General features: G+C 69.4%; 19 protein-coding genes. 14 read left to right on the top strand and 5 right to left on the bottom strand.

The features are described from left to right. Positions 1–9: 9 nt before the first annotated feature. The 6 genes from VN779_RS15675 to VN779_RS15650 all read left to right on the top strand — a co-directional run bounded on the left by VN779_RS15675 (position 10) and on the right by VN779_RS15650 (position 9,089). Positions 10–864, top strand: a complete 855-nt coding sequence (locus VN779_RS15675; RefSeq protein ID WP_349260816.1) for a response regulator transcription factor — start codon at positions 10–12, stop codon at positions 862–864. 116 nt (positions 865–980) lie between these two features. After that, positions 981–2,114, top strand: coding sequence for a HAMP domain-containing sensor histidine kinase (locus VN779_RS15670; RefSeq protein WP_325723900.1), 1,134 nt, complete (start codon positions 981–983; stop codon positions 2,112–2,114). 429 nt (positions 2,115–2,543) lie between these two features. Then, positions 2,544–6,404, top strand: a complete 3,861-nt coding sequence (locus tag VN779_RS15665; protein ID WP_325723898.1) for a multifunctional oxoglutarate decarboxylase/oxoglutarate dehydrogenase thiamine pyrophosphate-binding subunit/dihydrolipoyllysine-residue succinyltransferase subunit — start codon at positions 2,544–2,546, stop codon at positions 6,402–6,404. 136 nt (positions 6,405–6,540) lie between these two features. Further along, positions 6,541–6,720: a DUF6104 family protein gene (locus tag VN779_RS15660; protein WP_325723896.1), complete on the top strand. Its 180-nt coding sequence runs from the start codon at positions 6,541–6,543 to the stop codon at positions 6,718–6,720. 144 nt (positions 6,721–6,864) lie between these two features. Next, the gene (locus VN779_RS15655; protein ID WP_325723894.1) at positions 6,865–7,908 is read left to right on the top strand and encodes a DUF4097 family beta strand repeat-containing protein; all 1,044 of its coding nucleotides are present in this window, start codon (positions 6,865–6,867) and stop codon (positions 7,906–7,908) included. After that, entirely contained in the window at positions 7,905–9,089 is a 1,185-nt protein-coding gene (locus VN779_RS15650) for a PadR family transcriptional regulator (RefSeq protein WP_325723890.1), read from the top strand. Before VN779_RS15655 ends, VN779_RS15650 begins: the two co-directional genes overlap by 4 nt. 82 nt (positions 9,090–9,171) lie before the next feature. On the opposite strand, the gene VN779_RS15645 is transcribed toward VN779_RS15650, so the two are convergent. Together VN779_RS15645 and VN779_RS15640 are read right to left on the bottom strand one after the other, a co-directional pair. Further along, on the bottom strand, positions 9,172–10,131 hold the full coding sequence (locus VN779_RS15645) for a zinc-binding dehydrogenase (protein WP_325723888.1): 960 nt from the start codon (positions 10,129–10,131) through the stop codon (positions 9,172–9,174). A gap of 87 nt (positions 10,132–10,218) precedes the next feature. Then, positions 10,219–11,418 carry an NADP-dependent malic enzyme gene (locus tag VN779_RS15640; protein ID WP_325723887.1) on the bottom strand — a complete coding sequence of 400 codons (1,200 nt, stop codon included), beginning with the start codon at positions 11,416–11,418 and terminating at the stop codon, positions 10,219–10,221. A 421-nt stretch (positions 11,419–11,839) separates the two neighbouring features. On the opposite strand from VN779_RS15640, the gene VN779_RS15635 reads away from it, so the two are divergent. Next, positions 11,840–12,406: a CGNR zinc finger domain-containing protein gene (locus tag VN779_RS15635; RefSeq protein WP_325723885.1), complete on the top strand. Its 567-nt coding sequence runs from the start codon at positions 11,840–11,842 to the stop codon at positions 12,404–12,406. Here the strand turns inward: VN779_RS15635 and VN779_RS26495 are convergent. Then, positions 12,384–12,716: a S24 family peptidase gene (locus VN779_RS26495; protein WP_349260815.1), complete on the bottom strand. Its 333-nt coding sequence runs from the start codon at positions 12,714–12,716 to the stop codon at positions 12,384–12,386. The two genes, VN779_RS15635 and VN779_RS26495, sit on opposite strands and share 23 nt — an antisense overlap. 135 nt (positions 12,717–12,851) lie before the next feature. Here VN779_RS26495 and sodN point away from each other — a divergent pair, with 135 nt between their 5' ends. From sodN to VN779_RS15620, 3 genes are all read left to right on the top strand, one after another. Next, positions 12,852–13,250, top strand: coding sequence for a superoxide dismutase, Ni (sodN, locus tag VN779_RS15630; RefSeq protein ID WP_325723883.1), 399 nt, complete (start codon positions 12,852–12,854; stop codon positions 13,248–13,250). A gap of 303 nt (positions 13,251–13,553) precedes the next feature. Then, on the top strand, positions 13,554–13,952 hold the full coding sequence (locus tag VN779_RS15625) for an anti-sigma regulatory factor (RefSeq protein WP_325723881.1): 399 nt from the start codon (positions 13,554–13,556) through the stop codon (positions 13,950–13,952). A 122-nt stretch (positions 13,953–14,074) separates the two neighbouring features. Continuing rightward, a complete protein-coding gene (locus VN779_RS15620; RefSeq protein WP_414639681.1) occupies positions 14,075–14,968 on the top strand; it encodes an RNA polymerase sigma factor SigF in 894 nt (297 codons plus the stop codon). A gap of 24 nt (positions 14,969–14,992) precedes the next feature. Here VN779_RS15620 and VN779_RS15615 read toward each other — a convergent pair whose 3' ends face one another. Further along, positions 14,993–15,508, bottom strand: a complete 516-nt coding sequence (locus tag VN779_RS15615; protein WP_325723877.1) for a hypothetical protein — start codon at positions 15,506–15,508, stop codon at positions 14,993–14,995. Positions 15,509–15,580: 72 nt separating this feature from the next. Between VN779_RS15615 and VN779_RS15610 the strand changes: the two genes are divergently transcribed. After that, on the top strand, positions 15,581–16,582 hold the full coding sequence (locus tag VN779_RS15610; protein WP_325723875.1) for a diacylglycerol kinase family protein: 1,002 nt from the start codon (positions 15,581–15,583) through the stop codon (positions 16,580–16,582). Positions 16,583–17,248: 666 nt separating this feature from the next. Then, positions 17,249–17,500, top strand: coding sequence for a WhiB family transcriptional regulator (locus VN779_RS15605; RefSeq protein WP_211470702.1), 252 nt, complete (start codon positions 17,249–17,251; stop codon positions 17,498–17,500). Positions 17,501–17,732: 232 nt separating this feature from the next. Here the strand turns inward: VN779_RS15605 and VN779_RS15600 are convergent, their stop codons facing one another. Then, a complete protein-coding gene (locus VN779_RS15600) occupies positions 17,733–19,214 on the bottom strand; it encodes a PAS domain-containing sensor histidine kinase (RefSeq protein ID WP_349260814.1) in 1,482 nt (493 codons plus the stop codon). Between the two features lie 58 nt (positions 19,215–19,272). Here VN779_RS15600 and VN779_RS15595 point away from each other — a divergent pair, with 58 nt between their 5' ends. Together VN779_RS15595 and nagA are read left to right on the top strand one after the other, a co-directional pair. Then, positions 19,273–20,472 (top strand): 8-amino-7-oxononanoate synthase, encoded by a 1,200-nt coding sequence (locus VN779_RS15595; protein WP_325723871.1) that lies wholly within the window; start codon positions 19,273–19,275, stop codon positions 20,470–20,472. Between the two features lie 97 nt (positions 20,473–20,569). Continuing rightward, a complete protein-coding gene (gene nagA, locus VN779_RS15590; RefSeq protein ID WP_325723869.1) occupies positions 20,570–21,778 on the top strand; it encodes an N-acetylglucosamine-6-phosphate deacetylase in 1,209 nt (402 codons plus the stop codon). Positions 21,779–22,401: the final 623 nt, after the last annotated feature.

The raw sequence follows: 22,401 nt of genomic DNA, 5'->3' as shown, positions 1-22,401 counted from the left end.
GCACGTCGCCTGATCCTGGTCGTCGAGGACGAGCCGACGCTCGCCGACGCCGTGGTGGCGCGGCTGGCCGCGGCGGGGTTCGCGACGGTGCACGCGGGGGATGGTCCGGGGGCCATGGCGGCGGTGCGGGAGCACAAGCCGGACGCGGTGGTGCTGGATGTGATGCTGCCGGGCTTCGACGGGCTCGAAGTCTGCCGGCGCATTCAGCGGGAGCGGCCGACGCCGGTGCTGATGCTCACCGCGCGCGACGCGGAGGCGGACCTGCTGGCCGGGCTGGGGTCCGGGGCGGACGACTATCTGACCAAGCCGTTCTCGATGCGTGAGCTGATCGCTCGGGTGCAGGCGCTGCTGCGGCGGGTCGAGGTGGTCCGGCAGCAGACTCTGGAGCATGCGCGCGGGCTGGATGGCGGTCCGGACGCGGCGCGGCCGGTCCGGTTGCGCGGGCAGGCGCAGGTCGCGCAGGAGGAGCAGGATCAGGGCGCACAGGAACCGGGCACGGGACGGGAACTGGGCGCGGATCCGGACGACCAGCGGAAACGGGCGGAGGCTGCGCAGGAGGAGCGGCCCGAGTTGGAGATAGATCAGGCGGCGCGGCGGGTGCGGGTCGACGGCGCGGACGTGCACCTGACCCCGATCGAGTTCGACCTGCTCGGCTGCCTGGCGCGCAAGCCGGGCGTGGTCGCGTCGCGCGAGTCGCTGCTGGCCGAGGTGTGGGACTGGGCGGACGCCTCTGGCACCCGGACCGTGGACTCGCACATCAAGGCCCTGCGCAAGAAGATCGGCGCGGAATGGATCCGCACCGTACACGGGATCGGGTACGCGCTGGAGGCCGAGATCATCGTGCCCGCGCCGGACTTACCGTGAACGCCCCGATCGGCCAACGCCCTGACCCACAACCGCGGCCACAGCCCCAGTCGCGCCACCAGCGGCAAACGCCGTACGACGCGCCGCACCAGATTCCTGGGCTACCGGGGCTTCCGGTGTTGCGCCGACTGCTCGCGCGCTTCCCACGGCTGCATCGCATCTGGCTTGACCTGCGGCCACTCGATCCGGTGCGCTCGATCAAGGCCAAGCTCGGCATTCTCGTCATCGCCAGCGTCACGTTCGCGGGCTCATTTACCGCGATCGGCGTATCGATCGGCATCCGAGCGCGGTACGTCGTCCTCACCGCCATCGTGCTCTCGATGATCGTTACGCAGATCCTCGCGCACGGTATGACGTCACCGCTGCGCCGGATGACCGCAGCCGCGCGTGCGATGGCGGCCGGCGACTACAGCCGCCGCATCCGCGCCTCCTCGCAGGACGAGGTCGGCGAGCTTGCCGGTGCGTTCAATCAGATGGCCGCGGATCTCGGCGCCGCAGATCGGCAGCGTCGCGAGCTGATCGCCAACGTCTCGCACGAACTGCGCACGCCGATCTCCGTACTGCGGGCCGTGTTGGAAAACGTGGTGGACGGGGTCACCGAACCGGACGACGCCATCGTCAAGGCCGCGCTGACGCAGACCGAGCGGCTCGGCCGGCTGGTTGAGGAACTGCTGGATCTTTCCCGGCTCGAGGCCGGGGCCGTGCCGCTGGACCTGTCCGACTTCGCGGTCGAGCCTTTCCTCGCCCGCGCGGTGGACGAGGCCGCGGCGGCCGGTCGGCCGGTGCGCTTCGAGCTGGGCGTCGATCCGCACGACCTGACCGCGCGCGCCGACCAGTCTCGATTGCATCAAGTCGTGGCGAATCTGGTCGACAACGCGGCCAAGCACTCTCCGCCGGGCGGCGTGGTGCGGGTGAGCGCGCAGGCGCGTCCCGGCGGCGGCATCCGAGTCGAGGTGGCCGATGAGGGGCCGGGCATTCCGGAGGGCGAGCGGACTCGGGTTTTCGAGCGATTCACCCGCGGGGGCGACGGCGGCGGCCAGGTAACCGGCGGCGGCACCGGGCTCGGCCTGGCCATCGCGCGGTGGGCGATCGAGTTGCACGGCGGCACCATCGAGGTCGCACCCTCGACCCGTGGCGCGCTGATCCGTGTCGAACTGCCGGCTGATCCGCATTCGGCGCCCGGGACCGGCGCGGGCTCCGCCGCGCCCGGGAAGGGACCACGACGGCCGAGGAACCGTTCCAGCAAGTGAGACGGCGCGGGTCGCATCGCTGAGACGGCGCCGGAATAGCGGACACGCGCAACGGCGTTGCAGAGACCGTGAACGCCGGAAGCCGCGCGGGGGAAGCGAGGGGCGGTCTGGTGCTGTGTCACCTGTGTCATCACGCCCTGCGCACGCCTCCACACGCCTGGCTCGCGGCGTCATCCAGCCATAGTCATTCCGGGCTACCGAGCTACCATCAGCATGGGTGGTAATCGCGATGGAGAGTGTGATACTCGTCGCTGTTCACGGCGCTGAGCAGCGACCGGCCCGAAAAAGGGCGTAATCTGGATGACCGCTGCCCGCTGGGGGATCCCGCAGGGCTCGATCGATGCATGCGGGCCCTCCCATCTGGCATCCGGCTGTTCACAGGCACAGCCAGAACACGGATCTACGAAGCGGAAGAGGGCGGAACCCGCCGTGTCGCCACAGTCCACGTCAGCGTCAACATCGACCCCCACGGAACCGGCTCCCGCGGAGCCGGTATCGGGGGGCCCGAACCATCCGACCGCGCACACCGCGGCTGAGTTCGGGCCCAATGAGTGGCTCGTCGACGAGATTTACCAGCAGTATCTGCGCGATCCGGCCTCCGTGGACAAGGCGTGGTGGGACTTCTTCGCCGACTACCAGCCGAGCGACGTCTCCGCGGCCGCCGCCGCAGCTGACGCGAGCACGACGCCCGCGTCCGTACCTGCGCAGCAAGCCGCCCCGGCAGCCACCACCGCCCCGGCGCCGGCCACCCCGGCGCAGTCCGTGGCCACCTCCGCCCCGGCCACGCCGATCGCCCCGCCCGCGTCGACCGACGGCATCGCCGCCAAGCCGACGCCGGTCGCCGTTTCTCCGGCCAGCGGCGTGCCGCGAGACGCCGCGATCACCGCGCCGCCGGCCGCCTCGACTCCCTCCGGCGGCGGCTCGCAGACCACGGTGCTCAAGGGGCCGGCCGCTCGGGTCGTGGCCAACATGGAGATCTCGCTCGAGGTCCCGACGGCGACCTCGGTGCGCGCGGTCCCGGCCAAGCTGCTGATCGACAACCGCATCGTCATCAACAACTTCCTCAAGCGCGCCCGCGGCGGGAAGGTCTCGTTCACGCACCTCATCGGCTTTGCGATGGTGCAGGCGGTCAAGGCCATCCCGGCGATGAACGGCTCGTTCACGCAGGCCGACGGCAAGCCCGCGGTGGTCACCCCCGAGCACATCAACCTCGGCTTGGCCATCGACGTCACCAAGCCGGACGGCTCGCGCTCGCTGCTGGTGCCCTCGATCAAGGCCGCGGAACTGATGGACTTCCGCGAGTTTTGGCAGTCCTACGAGGACATCGTGCGCAAGGCACGCAGCAACAAGCTGACCGCGGATGACTTCGCCGGCACCACGATCTCCCTCACCAACCCGGGCGGTATCGGCACCGTGCACTCGGTACCGCGCCTGATGAAGGGTCAGGGCACGATCCTCGGAGTCGGGGCGATGGAGTACCCGGCCGAGTACCAGGGCGCCAGCGAGGAGACCCTGGCCCGGCTCGCGGTGAGCAAGGTCATGACGCTGACCTCCACCTACGACCACCGCATCATCCAGGGCGCGCAGTCCGGCGAGTTCCTGCGTGCGATCCACCAGCTGCTGCTCGGCGAGGACGGGTTCTACGACCAGGTCTTCGAGTCGCTGCGTATCCCGTACGAGCCGGTGCGTTGGATCCAAGACATCGCGGCTACGCACGAGAACGACATCAGCAAGACCGCGCGCGTTATCGAGCTGATCGACTCGTACCGCACCCGCGGGCACCTGATGGCGGACACCGACCCGCTTGAGTACAAGCAGCGCCGCCACCCCGACCTGGACGTGGTCTCGCACGGCCTGACCCTCTGGGACCTGGAGCGCGAGTTCGCCACCGGCGGTTTCGGCGGAAAGCCGCTGATGAAGCTGCGTGACATCCTCGGCGTGCTGCGTGACTCGTACTGCCGCACCGTCGGCATCGAGTACATGCACATCCAGAACCCGGAAGAGCGCCGCTGGATCCAGGCCAAGGTGGAGAACGGCAACGGCCGGCCCGCCCGCGAGGAGCAGCTTCGCATCCTGAACCGGCTCAACGCGGCCGAGGCCTTCGAGACCTTCCTGCAGGTCAAGTACGTCGGTCAGAAGCGCTTCTCGCTGGAAGGCGGCGAGTCGGCGATCCCGCTGCTCGACCAGATCATCTCCGCCGCCGCCGAGGAGGGCCTGGACGAGGCCGCGATCGGCATGCCGCACCGCGGCCGCCTCAACGTGCTGACGAACATCGTGGGTAAGCCGTACGGCAAGGTGTTCAACGAGTTCGAGGGCAACCTGGACCCGAAGTCGATGCACGGCTCCGGTGACGTGAAGTACCACCTGGGCACCGACGGCACCTTCACCTCGCTGTCCGGCAAGCAGATCAAGGTCTCGCTGGTGGCCAACCCCTCGCACCTGGAGGCGGTGGACCCGGTCCTCGAGGGCTACGTGCGGGCCAAGCAGGACATCATCAACAAGGCCGGCACCGCGTTCACCGTGCTGCCGATCCTCATGCACGGCGACGCCGCGTTCGCCGGCCAGGGCGTGGTCGCCGAGACGCTGAACATGTCTCAGCTGCGCGGCTTCCGCACCGGCGGCACGATCCACCTGGTGGTCAACAACCAGGTCGGCTTCACCACCTCGCCGGTCTTCTCCCGCTCCTCGGTGTACGCCACCGACGTGGCGCGCATGGTCGAGGCGCCGATCTTCCACGTGAACGGCGACGACCCCGAGGCCTGCGTCCGGGTCGCCGCGCTGGCCTTCGAGTTCCGGCAGAAGTTCAACAAGGACGTCGTCATCGACATGGTCTGCTACCGGCGGCGCGGTCACAACGAGGGCGACGACCCGTCGATGACCCAGCCGCTGATGTACCAGCTGATCGAGGCCAAGCGCTCCGTGCGCAAGCTGTACACCGAGGCGCTGATCGGCCGCGGCGACATCACCCTTGAGGAGGCGGAGGCCGCGCTCAAGGACTATCAGTCCAAGCTGGAGCAGGTCTTCGCGGAGACCAAGGACAGCGCGCCGAAGCAGCTGCCCGACCCCTCTTCAGCGAACGTGAACGGCACGGCTTCCCCGGCCACTGGCGACCAGGGTGTGCCATTCCCGGCCCCGGTGAGCACCGCGATCAGCGACGAGGTGGTCAAGCGGATCGTCGAGGTGCACGTCAACCTGCCCGAGGGCTTCGAGGCGCACCCGCGCGTCGTCCCGCAGCTGCAGCGGCGCGCGCAGATGGTCACCGACGGCACGATCGACTGGGCGATGGGCGAGACCCTGGCCTTCGGCTCGCTGCTGATGGAGGGCGTCCCGGTCCGGCTCACCGGCCAGGACTCGCGGCGCGGCACCTTCGTGCAGCGGCACCACGTGATCGTGGACCGGCACACGGCGAAGGAGTACACGCCGCTGTCGTACCTGTCTGAGAACCAGTCCACGTATTCGGTCTATGACTCGATGCTCTCCGAGTTCGCGGCGATGGGCTTCGAGTACGGCTACTCCGTGGCGCGGCCTGGCGCGCTGGTGCTGTGGGAAGCGCAGTTCGGTGACTTCGGCAACGGCGCGCAGACCATCGTGGACGAGTTCATCTCCTCCGGCGAGCAGAAGTGGGGCCAGCACTCCGGCGTCGTGCTGCTGCTGCCGCACGGCTACGAGGGCCAGGGCCCGGACCACTCCTCGGCCCGGATCGAGCGCTACCTCCAGCTGTGCGCGCAGAACAACATGACCGTGGCGATGCCCTCGCTGCCGTCGTCCTACTTCCACCTGCTGCGCTGGCAGGCGCACAATCCGGCGCACAAGCCGCTGGTGGTCTTCACGCCGAAGTCGATGCTGCGCCTGAAGGCGGCGGCCTCGGCGATCGAGGAGTTCACCCACGGCAGCTTCCAGCCGGTGCTCGGCGACAGCACGGCCGAGCCGGGCGCGGTGCGGCGAATCCTGGTCTGTTCCGGGAAGGTCTACTGGGACCTGGTCTCGCGCCGGGACAAGCAGGGCATCACCGACACCGCGATCGTGCGGGCCGAGCGGCTCTACCCGCTCCCCGCGGCCGAACTGCTGGCCGAGATCGGCAAGTACCCGGCTGGCGCCGATGTGCGCTGGGTCCAGGAGGAGCCGGCCAACCAGGGCGCCTGGCCATTCATCGCGCTGAACCTGCCGGCCGAGCTGGGCCGCGCGCTGACCTGTGTCTCGCGTCCGGCGTCGTCCTCGCCCGCGGTCGGTTCGGCCAAGCGGCATGAGGTCGAGCAGCATCGGGTGGTCGAAGAGGCCTTCGCCGACTGACCAGCGGTCGCAGACGATCACAGCGCGGCCCCGTCCGATGTCCGGACGGGGCCGCGTCGTCTTTTCGCCGCAGCACGCTGCCTAGGATGAGGCTGCACGCACGTAATAACGGCTCGGAACTGGAATGGAGCGTCGGGTGTACTTCACCGACCGCGGCATCGAAGAGCTCGATGAACGGCGCGGCGAGGAGCGGGTCTCGCTCGCCTGGGTCGCCGAGCGGCTGCGCGAGTTCGTCGATCTCAATCCCGAGTTCGAGACCCCGATTGAGCGGTTGGCTACCTGGCTGGCCCGGCTCGACGACGAGGACGAGGACTAGCTGCCCCGGCCCGTTTCCCAGCCCGGCGATGAGGCTTCCTGACCGGCAGTTTCGCGTTTCGGCTTGACTTCGCGGCAACGCGATATATCGTGGTTCTACGGAGACGCGATACATCGCGTTGCTCAGGATGCGGAGGGCCGCGCAATGCCAGAGAGCTGGAAGTTGGAGCACCCGGACCAGATCGGTCTCGGCGACGGCGTGCGTTCGGTGCGCCTCATCGCGGTCGCCGGACGGGTCAACCTCATCGGCAAGGACGGTCCAGCCACGCTCGAAGTGACCAAGGTGAGCGGGCCGCCGCTGCAGATCGAGCTTTCCGATGACGGAGAGCTGGTCGTGCGGCACGGCGACAACGCGAAGCCGCAGCTGTTCCAGTGGCTGATCGGCGGCAGGCGGATGGAGGTCGACCTCTCGCTGGCGCTGCCGCCGGACGCACTGGTGAACGTGAGCGTGGTCTCGGGGCCGGTGGTGGTCTCGAACTTCCACGAGCGGGTGACCGTCAAGGGCGTCTCCGGCGAGGTGACGCTGGCCGGGGTGCACGGCTCGGCGCGCGTTGCCACCGTCTCCGGAGCCATCACCGCCGAGCAGGTGACCGGCGACCTGTCCGTCAAGGCGGTCTCCGGCGCGATCACGGTGATCGCCGGAGCCGGCGGCGCGATCGACCTGTCCGCGGTCTCGGGCGCGATCGCCCTGGACCTGGAGGACCCGGTCCCCTCCTCGGTGAAACTCAACTGCGTATCGGGCGCGATGACGATCCGGCTGCCACACAACCCGGACGTGCGCGTCGATCTCGGCACCGCCAACGGCCGCGCGGTCAGCTCGTTCCCCTCGGTGCGCGCCAGCGGCCATCGCGGCTCGCAGAAGCTCACCGGAACCGTGGGCGACGGATCGGCCGTGTTGACCGGTAAAACGGTCTCGGGTGCGGTAACGCTGCTGCGGCGTAGCGCCGACGAGGAGCCTTGGGACCTACTCGTCGAAGACGAGCCGCCGGTACAGGACCGCACCGCCGAGCCGATCGGCATCGAGGACAGCGTGCCGCAGGACGCGGTGCCGGAAGGGCACGCGCAAAGCAACACAGAGCACAGCACGACGGGGATCAGCGACACCGAGAACCACAGCAGCACTGACGCCGGCGGGACGGACCCGAACGGGACCGGCGACAACGGCGAGAACAGCGAGGACGTGCGATGACCCCGGTATTCGGCCACGGCCGGCTCCGGCTTTACCTACTCAAGCTGCTGGACGAGAGTCCGCGGCACGGCTACGAGATCATCCAGCAGCTGCGTGAGCGTTTCGCAGGGCTCTACGCGCCGAGCGCGGGCACGGTGTACCCGCGCCTGGCCCGGCTCGAGTCCGAGGGCCTGGTGCGGCACGAGACGGACGGCGGCCGGAAGGTCTACCAAATCACCGACGCCGGACGCGCCGAACTCGTGGCGCGCGCCACCGAGCTTGAGGCGCTGGAGAGTGAGATCCGCGACTCGGTCAACGACCTGGCGGAAGGCATCCGCGACGAGGTGCGCGAGTCGGCGCGCACCGTGCGCGAGCAGTTGGAGGCCGAGGCCCGCGAGGCGGCGATGCAGGCCGCGCGGGAGGCCGCTGATGGCCCGGCCGGTACCGGAGCAGGGGCCGGTGCGGGCGCTGGTGCAAGCGCCGGAGCCGGTGCTGGAGCAGCAGCAGGTGCGGGCGCGCGGCCCGGCGGTTGGGGTCCGAGCGGGCCGTTCGACTGGCGCTCGATGCCCGGTGGCCCGCCGCCGGAGTCGGTCGACTGGGACCGCGACCAGTGGCGCGACTGGAAGCGCGAGCAGCGTGACCAGTGGCGGGACTGGAAGCGGGACCTGAGCGGCCAGCGCGAGCAGTGGAAGGACTGGCAGCGCGCCTGGAAGGAGCAGTGGGCACGCCAGTGGAAGGAACAGTGGGAAGAGCAGTGGGGCGCTCGCCAGCGCCAGCAGCAGGGCGGTCCGCCGTGGGCGTGGCTGTTCAGCGGAGCGCCGTTCTGGGGGAACGAGGAGACGGCGCCGCACGACACCGAGCACGACGAGCGTGCGCACGACGAACCGCGCGACGCGGCCCCTGGGGAGGAGCCGGAAGGCGGTAAGCGCGGCGGCGGCTCGAGTTCATCGGAGAGCCGTAAGCGCGGTCCGGGCGGCGGACGCGGACGCGGCTTCGACTGGGAGGTCTTCGGGCCGCAACTGCGCGACGTGTTCGAGGGCGTGCGCCGGGACGCCGGTCCGTTCTTCGACTCGATGCGCCGGCACGGCCCGCTTTCCGACACGCAGAAGGCCGAGGCCAAGTCGATCATCGATCGCGCCGTCTGCGACCTGCGCGCGATCTTCGAGGGGCCGCACGACCGGCGTCCTGACGACACCGAATAGCAGCCCTCTGCAGAACAGCGGCTGAACAAGCACGTGAAGCGGCGCCGACCTCGCAGTCGGCGCCGCTTCACGCGTCTAAACGCTAGATCGCGAAGACGATCTTGCCGACCAGGTCGCCGGCCTCCATCTTGGCGAAGCCCTCGGGCGCTTCGACCAGCGACCGCACCGAGTCGATCACCGGTCGCACCCCGGTCACCTCGCAGAAGCGCAGCAGCCTGGCCAGTTCGTCGCGCGAGCCCATGGTCGAGCCGACAATGCGCAACTGATGGAAGAACACCCTGGTCAGCGCGGCCGGCGGGTTGGGGCCCGAGGTCGCACCGGAGATCACGATCGTGCCCTCCTCGCGCACCGACGCCACCGAGTGCGCCCAGGTCGCCGCGCCGACCGTCTCCATCACCGCGTCGACGCGCTCCGGCAGCCGCGCGCCGGACTCGTACGCCGCGTGTGCGCCGAGTTCGAGCGCCCGGGCCCGCTTCTGCTCAGAGCGCGAGGTCGCCCAGACTCGATACCCGGCCGCACGCGCCAGAACGATGAGCGCACTGGCGACGCCGCCGCCCGCGCCCTGCACCAGGATCGTGTCGCCGGGCTGAGTACCGGATCGGGTGAAGAGCATCCGATAGGCCGTCAGCCAAGCGGTCGGCAGGCAGGCGGCTTCCTCGAAGGAGAGCGCCGCGGGCTTCGGCAAGAGATTCGACCGGGGCACCGCCACGCGTTCAGCGAAGGTGCCCTGGTAACGCTCCGTCAGAATCGACGGGCGCTCGCCGTCCTTGACCCCGCGGCCGTTCTCGCCGACGACGGCGTGCACGACGACCTCGTTGCCGTCCTCGTCGATGCCCGCGCCGTCGCAGCCCAGGATCATCGGTAGCCGTTCTTCAGGCAGGCCGACGCCGCGCAGCGACCACAGGTCGTGGTGATTGAGCGCGGCGGCGCGCAGCCGGACCGTGGTCCAGCCTTCCGGGACGCTCGGCTCGGGGCGCTCGCCGAGCTCCAGCCCCTTAAGCGGTTCGTCCTTGTCGATTGCCGCAGCGTAGACAGCGAACATGCGCCTCACCCTACCGATCGGTAACCTCGACGACCACCGTCTGGGACCGAAGTCACAGCCGCGGTCAGGCGATCACGATCAAGCACACTAGCGCCGCGCGACGCCCGCCTCCCGAGCCGCCTGCGCCACCGCCGCCGTGACTGCCGGGGCCACCCGCGGGTCGAACGGCGAGGGGATCACGCACTCGGGCGACAGCTCACCGGCGACCACCTCGGCCAGCGCGTCGGCGGCGGCCAGCTTCATCGACTCGGTGATCTGCGCGGCGCGCACCGAAAGCGCGCCGGCGAAGACGCCCGGGAAGGCCAGGACGTTGTTGACCTGGTTCGGAAAGTCCGATCTCCCGGTGGCGACCACGGCCGCGTACTTGCCGGCCACGTCGGGGTGAATCTCCGGGTTCGGATTCGCCATCGCGGTGATGATGCAGTCGCGGGCCATCGTGGCGACCGCGGACTCGGGCACCGTGCCGGCCGAGACGCCGATGAACACGTCCGCGCCGGCCATCGCCGACTCCAGACTGCCGGTCAGCCCGGCTCGGTTGGTGAGCGCCGCCAGCTCGCGCTTGACCGGCGTCAGGTCCTCACGAGTAGCGTCCACGATGCCCTTGGAGTCGGCTACGGCCACATCGCCGATGCCCGCCTGCACCAGGATCTTCGCGATGGCCACGCCCGCCGCGCCAGCGCCTGAGATCACCGCGCGCAGGTCGCCGAGGCCGCGGCCGGTCACCTTCGCCGCGTTGCGCAGCGCCGCGAGCAGCACGATCGCGGTGCCGTGCTGGTCGTCATGGAAGACCGGGATGTCCAGCCGCTCCTGCAGCCGAGCCTCGATCTCGAAGCAGCGCGGCGCCGAGATGTCCTCGAGATTGATGCCGCCGAAGCCCGGGGCGAGCCGGGCGATCGTCTCCACCAGCTCGTCCACGTCGGTGCAGTCCAGACAAACCGGGACCGCGTCGACGCCGCCGAACTGCTTGAACAGGATCGCCTTGCCCTCCATCACGGGCAGCGCGGCTAGCGGGCCGATGTCGCCGAGACCGAGCACGGCGGTGCCGTCGGTCACCACCGCGACCGTGTTGGACTTCCAGGTGTAGTCGAGAGCCAGTTCGGGCCGCTCGGCGATCGCGGTGCACACCTCGGCCACACCCGGGGTGTACGCGAGCGAGAGATCGGCCCGGTCACGCAGCGGCACCGTCGCGGAGACCTCGAGCTTGCCGCCGCGGTGCAGCTCGAAGACGGGATTGGCTGTGCTGTTGCCCGCTGGGTCGGTAGGCGCAGGATCGTTGTGCGCAGACATGGAAGGGAACATCCTTCGGTCGATTGCTGGCGTCCCCGCAGCGTGCGCCCCAGGACGGCCCACAGCAGGTAGGCATTACCGTCTCCGGCGGCGCGGCGCCGTCGAGGCACCGGGAGGGTGGAGGATTCGGCCGGGCTCAGGACTGCGCGAGGGTGAGGAGCGCGGTTCGGGCCGACCTAACCGTTGGTGTCCGGTCGCTTGGAAAAACACTACGCCGCCTGGCTCGACTCATTCCAGGGAATCACTCGGTTCGGCGACAATGAACACAGTGTTGAATTAGTACAACGTCCCTTGCCATGACCGTACAGAGGCGTACCGTAACGGCAAGCCTGCTCGCCGGAGCCGCGAATCGCGTACGGTAAGCAGGCGGACACCGAACCGCGAACCACCCCGCCGAAATGACATTACCGAGGTCAACGCAGTGGAACTTGCCTCCTACGCGGACCGCGCCGTACAGCTCGTGAACACGGCCGATCCGTATCGCGACCAGGACCATCTCACGACGGTCGACGACGCACGGGCACTGCTGTCCCGGCAAGGCGCCTGTGGACGGCTCACTCACGGGGACCTGATGGAACTGCGGTCGCTGCGGCAGCGGCTGCGGATCGTCTTCGACGCGGTGGAAGCGGGCAATCCGCAGCAGGCCGTGACCGTGCTGAATCAGCTGCTCGAGCAGTACCCCATCAGGCCTCAGATCTCCGGGCACGATGACACCGACTGGCACCTGCACTTGGCCGAGGGCTCACCGTCGACAGCGGCCGCGTATGGCGCCAAGGCGTGCATGGGACTCGCGGTTCAGGCGACTGAGGTCGGCATGGACCGGCTCGGCGTGTGCCAGGCGTCACCGTGCCGGGATGTGTTCATTGACACGTCGACGAACCGCTCGCGCCGGTACTGCTCCGAACGTTGCGCGACACGGGCGAACGTCGCCGCGTACCGCGCTCGCCGCCGCGAGGCCGCGCTGGCTACCTCCGGCGCCTCTGCCTGAGCCCGCGCGTCGCACGCCCTAAGACGCGCCCTCGCGCAGATATGGGCGGCCATAGACGCATGACCACACGGCCAAGTACCAACGTGTCCGGTACCGCACCGAACTGGCGAGAATCGCCTGGTGCGTAAGGGTTATCCGCGAGCAACCACCAGCCGCCGCCTTCGCGCCGCGCGATCCGCTTGAGCAGAACCAGCTGTGGATCGCGCGGATCGCGGGCGAGTACCGCGTCCCCGGGACCAACCGCGCCGCCGTATCGAACCAGGAGCATGTCGCCGTCGTAGTAGGCGGGCACCATCGAGGCTCCGGACACGCGGGCAACCCCCCAACGGACCAAACCGGTGACAGCGCTCACAGTGGCCGATGATCCCACGCGCGGCGACGCCGATCAGTGCGGAGTAGGCTCGGACGCGGAATGAACCGTCGAGGACCGTAAGGGGTTCAACCTATGCGCATCTTCGCTCCGAAGCTGACAGTTCACGCGCACTGCGATCTGCCGTGTGGCGTCTACGACCCGGCACAGGCCCGGATCGAGGCCGAGTCGGTGAAGGCGATCCAGGAGAAGTACCAGGGCAACGAGGACCCGTCGTTCCGCACCCGCGCGGTCCAGATCAAGGAGCAGCGGGCCGAACTGGTCAAGCACCACCTCGAAGTGCTCTGGGCCGACTACTTCAAGGCTCCGCACTTCGAGAAGTACCCGCAGCTGCACGGCCTGTTCAACGACGCGGTGAAGGCGGCCGGGGCGGGCGGCGCCAAGGGCTCGAACGACCCGGCGACCGGCCAGCGGCTGCTCGACCTGATCGCCGAGATCGACAAGATCTTCTGGGAGACCAAGCAGGCGGCCTGATCAGCGCTCTTCGGCCTCTGTGACGGCCGGGGCCCCGGGAACGTCTTCCGGGCCCCGGCCGTTTTGCTTTAGCGGTACGGCGGATCGTCGCCGAAGCACGGACGTATCAGTGTTGCGAGGCGACAGCGGTCACCCGTTGGAGGTACTTTCTTCTCACGGCAGGGTGCGGACTGCATACGATGCGTGCGGTCGGCGCGGCGCAGACGCCTGGCACGGACGCAGGAGGCACATACAGTGGACCAGGGCGCGGTTGGACTGACACAAGCCGCTACTAGGCTCAGCTCGGCTGGAGGGGCGACCGCGGTGGAGGATCGCGACTTCGTGGAGGTACGGATCCCGGCCGTCGGGGCCTACTTATCCGTACTGCGTACCGCGACCGCCGGCCTGGCCGCCCGGCTCGACTTCACGCTGGACGAGATCGAAGACCTGCGGATCGCGGTCGACGAGTCCTGCGCGATGCTGCTGCAGAAGGCGGTCGAGGGCACCAGCCTCACCTGCCGATTCGACCTGGCCGGCAGCGCGCTGGCGATCACGGTCTCCGCACCGACCGCGGACGGCAAGCCGCCGGCCCGCGACACCTTCGCCTGGACGGTGCTGACCGCGCTGGCCGGCGAGGTGGACGCGGTGACCGCGCAGGACGGGCGCACGGTCTCGATCACCATGGTCAAGCGGCGCGACGGCGCGGAGAAGACGGCGCAGTGACTACCGCGCAGACCCCGATCACCGCGGCCTCCGGCGGGCACCCCGACAGCCTGACGGTGGCCGGCGACGCCGCGAACGGCGCCGCGATGGACCACGAGAGCTTGGATCTGGACGGCGCGGACATGGAGGCGGCAGACCTGGACGGCGAGGGCGTGTTCGAGCTGCCGGAGCCCGCCGCGGCGCCCGAAGCGGAGGCGGTGGCCGGTCCGGGAGTTCAGCGTGCACCGCAGCAGAGCACGCCGCGCAGCTCGGCGCACGCGGCCGCGCACGCCGAGGCCCGCGAGCTGTTCCGGCGGATGGCCGACCTGTCCCCGGAGGATCCGGCCCGCTCACAGATCAGAGACCGGCTGGTGCGCATGCACCTGCCGCTGGTGGAGCACCTGGCCCGGCGCTTCCGCAACCGCGGCGAACCGCTGGACGACCTGACCCAGGTGGCCACCATCGGCCTGATCAAGTCGGTGGACCGGTTCGACCCGCAGCGCGGCGTGGAGTTCTCCACCTACGCCACGCCGACCATCATCGGCGAGATCAAGCGGCACTTCCGGGACAAGGGTTGGGCGGTGCGGGTGCCGCGCAGGCTGCAGGAGCTGCGGCTCTCGCTCACCGCGGCCACCAGCGAGCTGTCCCAGCGCAACGGCCGCTCCCCCACGGTCGCCGAGCTGGCCGGACACCTCGGGCTCACCGAGGAGGAAGTGCTCGAAGGGCTCGAATCGGCGAACGCCTACTCGACGCTCTCGCTCGACGTGCCCGAATCCGGCGATGACGAGTCCCCGGCGGTGGCCGACTCGCTCGGCAGCGAGGACGAGGCGCTGGAAGGCGTGGAGTACCGCGAATCCCTCAAGCCGCTGCTGGAACAGCTGCCGGCGCGGGAGAAGCGGATCCTGCTGCTGCGCTTCTTCGGCAACATGACGCAGTCTCAGATCGCCGACGAGATCGGCATTTCTCAGATGCACGTCTCCCGGCTGCTCGCCCGCACGTTGGCGCAGCTGCGCGAGAAGCTGCTGGTGGACGAGTAACCGGTCGAAGGGCCGAGCAAGAGGTCAGCGAACGTCCCGGCTGAGCACGCGGTGCGAGGCCGGGACGAACAGCAACACGATCCCGGCAAGTCCGTACAGCCCGGTCGGTACGGCCTCACCGTAAAGGTTGCCCTGCACCATCCAGTAGCACGCGGCCAGCACCAACAGATGGGTGAGCAATGCGGGCGTGCGGGCCCAGCCCTCCATGCGCAGCAGTCCGCGGGCGACCCAGCCGACGCCGAGCCCGAAGAGCGCGAACATCGCTCCGCCGAGTTCAGCCCGGCTGCGCAGGACCGGCTGGCCGCTCAGCCCCGCGATGACCAGGTAGATCCCGTAGCCGAACAGCAGCGCCGCGACCAACGCGGTAAGCACCGATGCTGCGGTAACCGTTCCGGGACGTCCGTCCGCTTCCGGTGCCTGCGTAGCGGATCCGCCCTGGCTCGGTCGGCCGTTCCCTGTCGACGCGGCCGGAGTGGCAGCGCCCTTCACAGACGCGCTCTTGGTGGGCGCGCTCTTCGCAGACGCGGTCTTCTGGCTCACCTTCGCAGCGTACAACTCCCCGCATCGACCTCGGACAGCACAGTCGCTCCTCTCATATGTACTGTTTGCTGCATGTCCGACGAGCGGTTGGCCGCGCCTGAAGTGGATGAAGAGCGCCAGTGGTCCGTGCGCCGCGGACTGCTGGTGATGAACCCCAAGGCGACCACCGCCACGGAACGCACCTGCGACGTGCTGGTCGGTGCCCTCTCTTCGGCTCTCGACCTGCGCACGGTGCGCACGGAACGGCGCGGTCACGCGGCCGACCTCGCCCGCGAGGCAGCGCAGGACGGGGTCGACGTGGTGATCGCCTTCGGCGGCGACGGCACGGTCAACGAGGTGGTCACCGGCCTGCTCGCGGAAGGGCCCGGCCCGGAGGTCCCAGCCCTCGCGGTGGTTCCGGGCGGCTCGACCAACGTCTTCGCCCGCGCGCTCGGCGTGCCGAATCACGCTGTCGAAGCCACCGGTGCGCTGCTTCGGCTGCTGCGCGAGCAGCGCACGCGCCTTGTGTCCATGGGCGCCGCCTACTCAGACGGCGAGAGCGCGCCGCGGTACTTCACCTTCTCGGCCGGTTACGGCTTCGACGCCGCGGTCGTCGGGGCGGTGGAAAGGCAGCGGGCGGAGGGCAGGCGCTCGACCGGCGCGCTTTATATCCGCTCCGCGCTCACCGAGTACTTCCGGAACACCGATCGCAAGACCGCGCCAATCAGCGTGGTGCTCGCGGACGGCACCGAATTGCCGCCGCTGTTCATGGCGGTGCTGGCGAACACGGCGCCGTGGACCTACCTGGGCAGCCGCCCGATTCTGGCGACGCCGGAGGCAAGTTTCATGACCGGGCTCGATCTGTTCGGTCTTTCCAGCATGTCCGCGCTCCCCGTTTGGCGCACGGTCGGGCGGTTAATCGCGAATTCGCAGCGGCTGGGCAACGGTCGTGGAGTGCTCATCCGGCACGACCTGCCGGAGCTCACTCTTTCGGCGCAACGGCCGGTCGAGTTCCAGGTGGACGGCGACTACCTGGGACCACGCGAACGTGTGACATTCCGTAGTGTTCCCGATGCACTGCGCGTCTTCGCGTGATGTACTGGGTTTCGGCGGGACGACCGTCCACAGCGTGCCCCTGGCCAGGCATGTCGCGGACCGAGGCTCGCTAGGCCGCGGAACCTTGGACTCATTGCCGTCGCCTTCGGTGCGAGCCTTCGAAGGCAAGGTGTGATCCAGCAGACACCTGAGAATTCAAAAATCCCCTCAATAGACCCTTGTGCTGCGGGCTTAGGGCTGCCACGCTTGTTCACGGCCTTGAAACAACGGCTGTGATCGCTCAGCGCGGAGTGTCCGGCCCACCAGCCGGTCCCGTGGTTGAAAGCAGCGACGAGCCCTCCCCGAGGGCCAGTCGCCGGCAGACGAGACCAGCGGCAGCCAAGGCTCATGAACCCCCCGCACGTCCCGGCCGTGGTCGGCCTGAAAACCGACCCGCCGGTTCGAGCGGAGACGCTCGTGAAAGAGTTCACATTCACAAGATCTTCCGAAGATCGGTGGAACGGGAACATTTCACGCCGCGTCTGCATTAGGTAGTAGTCCGGCGTACGTGTGGTGGCGGCGCCAGGATCACTGCCGAAATGCGTCGCACTTCCCGCGGCGCAGCAGTACCGCAGTAACCACTGCACAAGAGCACGAAGTCGTTGATGCTAGGGCGGGTAGCACCCCACCCCCGTCCGTAGCGCACTACGCGAGGAGTTAGGACCGATGGACTGGCGCCACCGCGCCGCGTGCCGCGATGAGGACCCGGAGCTGTTCTTCCCGATCGGGAACACCGGGCCGGCACTGCTGCAGATCGAAGACGCGAAGGCGGTCTGCCGCCGTTGCGACGTCATTGACCAGTGCCTCCAGTGGGCGCTCGAGTCCGGACAGGACGCGGGTGTCTGGGGCGGGATGAGCGAGGACGAGCGCCGCGCGCTCAAGCGCCGCGCCGCCCGTGCCCGCTCCCGCATGGCCTAAGCGCCTGCGCCGCGAGCCTGGAGCAACCGAAAGTACAGTGCGACAGCCCGCCGGCGGCGATTGATCCGTCGGCGGAGCGACAACGCGGAGGGACCGGACACTCGTCCGGTCCCTCCGCGTTTTGCCGTCTCGGTGGTTCTGGTGCGTCTGCCGGGCCTGAATTACCTGGATGAACATTCGGTGACGAGAAGGCGAATATCACGTCGCAGCGTGCTGACGCGGCCGCGGCGACTCACTCGCCGACGTTGAGCTCCAAAGTCACCACGGTGCCGCCGCCCTCACGCGGCGTCATATCGAAGGTGCCGCTCAGCTCGCCGGTGACCAAGGTCCTGACGATCTGCAGGCCGAGATTGCCCGCGGTCGCCGGGTCGAAGTCGGGCGGCAGGCCGCGGCCGTCGTCCGCGACCAGGATCGTCAGCTCCGGGCCGCGGCGCACCGCGGTGACCTCCAGGGAGGAGCCGGCGCCGTCGAGTCCGTGCTCGAACGCGTTCTGCAGGAGCTCGGTCAGCACCATGGCCAGCGGAGTGGCGACCCGGGCCGAGAGCACTCCGAAGGTGCCCACCCGCCGTGACTGCACCCCGCGTGACGAGGCGCCGCTGCCGGAGGCCGCCGAGTAGTCCAGCACCATCGCCAGCACCCGGTCGGCGATCTCGTCGAACTCGACCCGCTCGTCCAGGGTCTGCGACAAGGTCTCGTGCACGATCGCGATCGAGCCGACCCGGCGTACCGCCTCGTTGAGCGCCGCCCGGCCGCGCGGCTCGTCCAGCCGGCGCGCCTGAAGCCGCAGCAGGGCCGCGACGTTCTGCAGATTGTTCTTCACCCGGTGGTGGATCTCGCGAATCGTCGCGTCCTTGGTCACCAGCTCGCGGTCTCGGCGACGCAGCTCGGTCACGTCGCGCACCAGCACCATCGCGCCGATCCTGGTGCCCTGCGGCAGCAGCGGAATGGTGCGCAGCCGCATCGCCCCGCCGATCGTCTCCATCTCGGTGTCCCGGGGTGCGCGGCCGTCCACAGCGGAGGCCAGCGCCTCGTCGATCGGTCCGGACTGCGGGTCGAGCAGCTCAGCACAGACCTTGCCGAAGTGCGAGCCGATCAAGTCTGTGGCGTGGCCGAGGCGATGGAACATGGACACCGCGTTCGGGCTCGCGTAGGTGACTGTGCCATCCGCGTCGAGGCGGATCATGCCGTCGCCGACCCGGGGCATCGCGTCCAGATGGCTGCGCGACTTCGGGTTCGGGAACCGGCCGGTGGCGATCATCTGAGCCAGGTCGGCCGCCGTCTGAAGATAGGTCAGCTCCAGCCGGCTGGGCGTGCGCGCGGTCAGCAGGTTGGTGTTGCGGCCGATCACCGCGATCACCCGGTCCGCCCGGCGCACCGGGATCGCCTCGACCCGCACCGGCACCGCCTCGCGCCATTCCGGGTCGCCCTCCCGGATGATGCGACCCTCATCCAAGGCCTGGTCGAGCAGCGGTCGTTTGCCGCGTGGTACCACATGACCGACCAGATCCTCCGGGTACGAGGTCGGGCCGGTGTTAGGGCGCATCTGCGCCACGGCGACGTACCGCGTCTCGTCGGCGGTTGGCACCCAGAGCACCAGGTCGGCGAAGGAGAGGTCGGCGAGCATCTGCCAGTCGGCGACAATGAGGTGCAGCCACTCCAGGTCTCGATCATCGAGGGTGGACTGGTCGCGAACCAGATCGTTCATGGACGGCATTGGCTCAGTATCCCAGGCGTATCCGTCCGGGCTGGCCCAGAAGGAGGAGGACGGACGGATGACGGACCCGCTTGGCTGGCTGGACGAGTACGCCCGCAAACGCGAAGCGGCGGGGCTGCGCCGACGGCTGCGGCCTCGCGCGGCGCACAGCGACCTGGTGGATTTGGCCGGCAACGACTATCTCGGCCTCGCGCGCGATCCGCGGGTGACCGACGCGGCCGCACGCGCCGCACGCACCTGGGGCGGCGGATCGACCGGTTCGCGCCTGGTGACCGGGACCACCGAGGCCCATGTCGAATTCGAGCGGCAGTTGGCCGAGTTTGTCGGTGCCGAGTCAGGACTGGTGTTCTCATCCGGTTATCTGGCGAACCTGGGCGCGATCACGGCGCTGGCGGGGCGCGGCGATCTGATCGTGTCCGACGCGCTCAATCACGCCTCGCTCATCGATGGCTGTCGTCTCTCTAGGGCACGCGTTGAGGTTGTAGGGCATCGCGACGTGACTGAGGTCCGCCGGGTGCTGGCCGAGCGTTTGGAAGAGCGCGCATACGTTGTGACAGACGCCGTGTTTTCGGTGGACGGAGACGTGGCGCCGCTTGCCGAACTTGTAGCGGCCTGCCGCGAGTACAACGCGGTGCTGATCGTGGACGAGGCGCACGGGATCGGTGTCTTCGGCGAGGGCGGCCGTGGCGCGGTGCACGCGGCGGGCTTGGCGGGCGCGCCGAATGTGGTGATGACCGCGACGCTCTCGAAGTCGCTCGGCGCGCAAGGCGGAGTGGTACTCGGGCCGGCGGCGGTGACGGCGCACCTGGTGGACACGGCGCGACCATTCATCTTCGACACCGGCCTGGCTCCGGCGGCGATCGGTGCGGCAGCCGAGTCCCTGCGCATACTGCGCGCCCAACCGAAGCTGGCTGATCGGGTGCGGGCGAACGCCCAGGCGCTGTACCGGCTCACGCTCGCCGCGGAACTGACCGGCACTCCCCCGGTCGGCGCGGTCACCTCCGTGCTCGTGGGCGATCCGGATCTGGCGGTCGAGTTGGCCGCGTTGTGCGCCGAGCGCGGGGTCGCGGTCGGCTGCTTCCGGCCGCCGTCGGTGCCTGACGGCCGGTCCCGGCTCCGATTGACCGCGCGCGCCGACCTGTCTGCGGGCGACCTGGAGTTGGCGGGCGCGGCGTTGCGGGCGGTGGCAGAACAGGCGAAGCCACACGCTCTCGACCCGGTGGTCCAGACCAATATGCGCAGAGGTCTGGACAACTGAGATTGGTCTAGTCCACAATCGTCACGGCTCGCCGAACCGCGGCGCAGACCGGCCGTTCCCGGCCCGCTAGTCCATGCACCGCAGGAGGAGTCGTCGCGTGCTCACCATCTCGGCGCCCCGAGCGGTTCTGGACGGCCGGATGACCGGTCCGGTGGAGGTGGCCATCGAAGACGGCGTCATTCGCGCGGTGCGTCCCGCGGATGGAGTCTCCGACCTCGTGCTGGTCGACGGAGTGCTCACCGCGGGCCTGGTCGACATCCAGATCAACGGCGCTTTCGGCGTGGACTTCAGCTCCGCCGACGATGACGCCTGGGACCGGGTCGCCGCCTCGCTGCCGTCCACCGGCGTGACCGCGTTCCAGCCCACCTACATCACCGCGCCGCTCGGCGCGCTGGTCTCCGGGCTGCACACCGCGATCGAGGCGCGCGAGCGCCAGGAAGCCGGCGACCGGAGCCTGGGCGTGGCGGCGCGGATCCTCGGCGTGCACCTGGAGGGCCCGTTCCTCTCCCCGGTGCGCCACGGCGTGCACGAGAAGCGCTTCCTCGCCGATCCGACGCCCGAGGCGATCGACCGCCTGCTCAGCGCGCCTGGCCACGAGATGCTCACCATGGTCACGCTCGCGCCGGAACTGCCGGGAGCCCTCGACGCGATCCGCCGGCTGACCCAAGCCGGCGTGCGCGTTTCGGTGGGCCACACCGATGCGACGGCCGATCAGATCACCGCCGCCGCCGACATGGGCGCGACGCTGGTCACGCACATCTTCAACGCGCAGCGCGGCCTGGCGCACCGCGAGCCCGGCGTGCCCGGCGCAACCATGGCGGACCGCCGCTTCTACTGCGGGTTGATCGCGGACCTTCATCACGTGGCGCCCGAGGTGTGCAGCCTGGTGTGGAAAGGCGCGCGCGGCCGGGTCGTGCTGGTCACCGACGCGATCGCCGCGGCGGGCATGCCGCCCGGCGACTACGAGCTGTCCGGCATTCCGGTCGAACTGGGCGCCGACGGCGTACCGCGCAACGCCGACGGGACCATCGCGGGCTCGGCGCTGACCCTGGATCAGGCGGTGCGCAACATGATCTCCCTGGGACTGCCGGAAGCCCAGGTGATCGAGGCGGCCAGCCGGATCCCGGCCGACGCGCTCGGCCGCGCCGATCTCGGCCGGATCGCCGTCGGCGCGCGCGCCGACCTGGTCTGGTGGTCGGATGACTTCCACCCGCTGCGCACGTGGGTGGACGGCAGGGAGGCAGCGGCGCCCACCACGGCGGCCGCGCTCCCAGCCCCGCGGGAATCGCTTGCCGTGTCGCCCTGACTCGCACGGCCGGTTCCCGCCGGTAACGCCGGGGCCGCGGCCAGGACGGATGCCCGCACCATCCGCCCGATCAGCCGCTCCCCCGGCCGGAAGAGGGCCGCAGGCGCGGACGGAAGCTGAGGGTCTTCCGTCCGCCGCCTGCGGGTCGCCGGACTCTTTCCTCGCGCAGTCGCATGTGGTCCGATAAGGGCATTCGACTGCGGTTCGATAGGGGTGCCTCGCCCGTCGCCGTGAACATCGCAGCTGACATAATTGCCTGGACGCGGCGCACAAGCGTGCCCAATGATGAGGCCGCACTGCGCACGCCGTCGCGACGGCGAGAACTCACGGGGCGTCGGTAAAGCCGAGTAGACCGTCGGGCAAACGGGGCTTTATATGTCAATGGGGGCAAGCGCTGGCAATGCCGCATCATTCGGGCTTTAGAGATCCACAACCCCGTGCTGATGTAGTCATTTCGGACCGGGCGCTTGACAGCGCCCACACTCGCGATACATCGTGTTCCCTGAGATCGCGATGTATCGCGTTTACGGAGGGGTAAGCGATATGAACGCACTACAACGCGCCGGGAACACGCTCGCGCGTATACCCGGCGGTCGGGTAGGCAAATGGGTCGTTCTCGGCGT

It is taken from the genome of Actinocrinis sp. (assembly GCF_035605935.1).
Classification (GTDB): Bacteria; Actinomycetota; Actinomycetes; order Streptomycetales; family Catenulisporaceae; genus Actinocrinis.
Note: the sequence above shows the minus strand (reverse complement) of the source record. Positions and strands in the feature narration are given on the sequence as shown.

Coding starts and splice junctions, on each gene's coding strand:
- VN779_RS15655 (WP_325723894.1), top strand. CDS start 6,865: ATGCCAGAGAGCTGGAAGTTGGAGCACCCGGACCAGATCGGTCTCGGC.
- VN779_RS15650 (WP_325723890.1), top strand. CDS start 7,905: ATGACCCCGGTATTCGGCCACGGCCGGCTCCGGCTTTACCTACTCAAG.
- VN779_RS15645 (WP_325723888.1), bottom strand. CDS start 10,131: ATGTTCGCTGTCTACGCTGCGGCAATCGACAAGGACGAACCGCTTAAG.
- VN779_RS15640 (WP_325723887.1), bottom strand. CDS start 11,418: ATGTCTGCGCACAACGATCCTGCGCCTACCGACCCAGCGGGCAACAGC.
- sodN (WP_325723883.1), top strand. CDS start 12,852: ATGCGCATCTTCGCTCCGAAGCTGACAGTTCACGCGCACTGCGATCTG.
- VN779_RS15620 (WP_414639681.1), top strand. CDS start 14,075: ATGGAGGCGGCAGACCTGGACGGCGAGGGCGTGTTCGAGCTGCCGGAG.
- VN779_RS15610 (WP_325723875.1), top strand. CDS start 15,581: ATGTCCGACGAGCGGTTGGCCGCGCCTGAAGTGGATGAAGAGCGCCAG.
- VN779_RS15605 (WP_211470702.1), top strand. CDS start 17,249: ATGGACTGGCGCCACCGCGCCGCGTGCCGCGATGAGGACCCGGAGCTG.
- VN779_RS15600 (WP_349260814.1), bottom strand. CDS start 19,214: ATGCCGTCCATGAACGATCTGGTTCGCGACCAGTCCACCCTCGATGAT.
- VN779_RS15595 (WP_325723871.1), top strand. CDS start 19,273: ATGACGGACCCGCTTGGCTGGCTGGACGAGTACGCCCGCAAACGCGAA.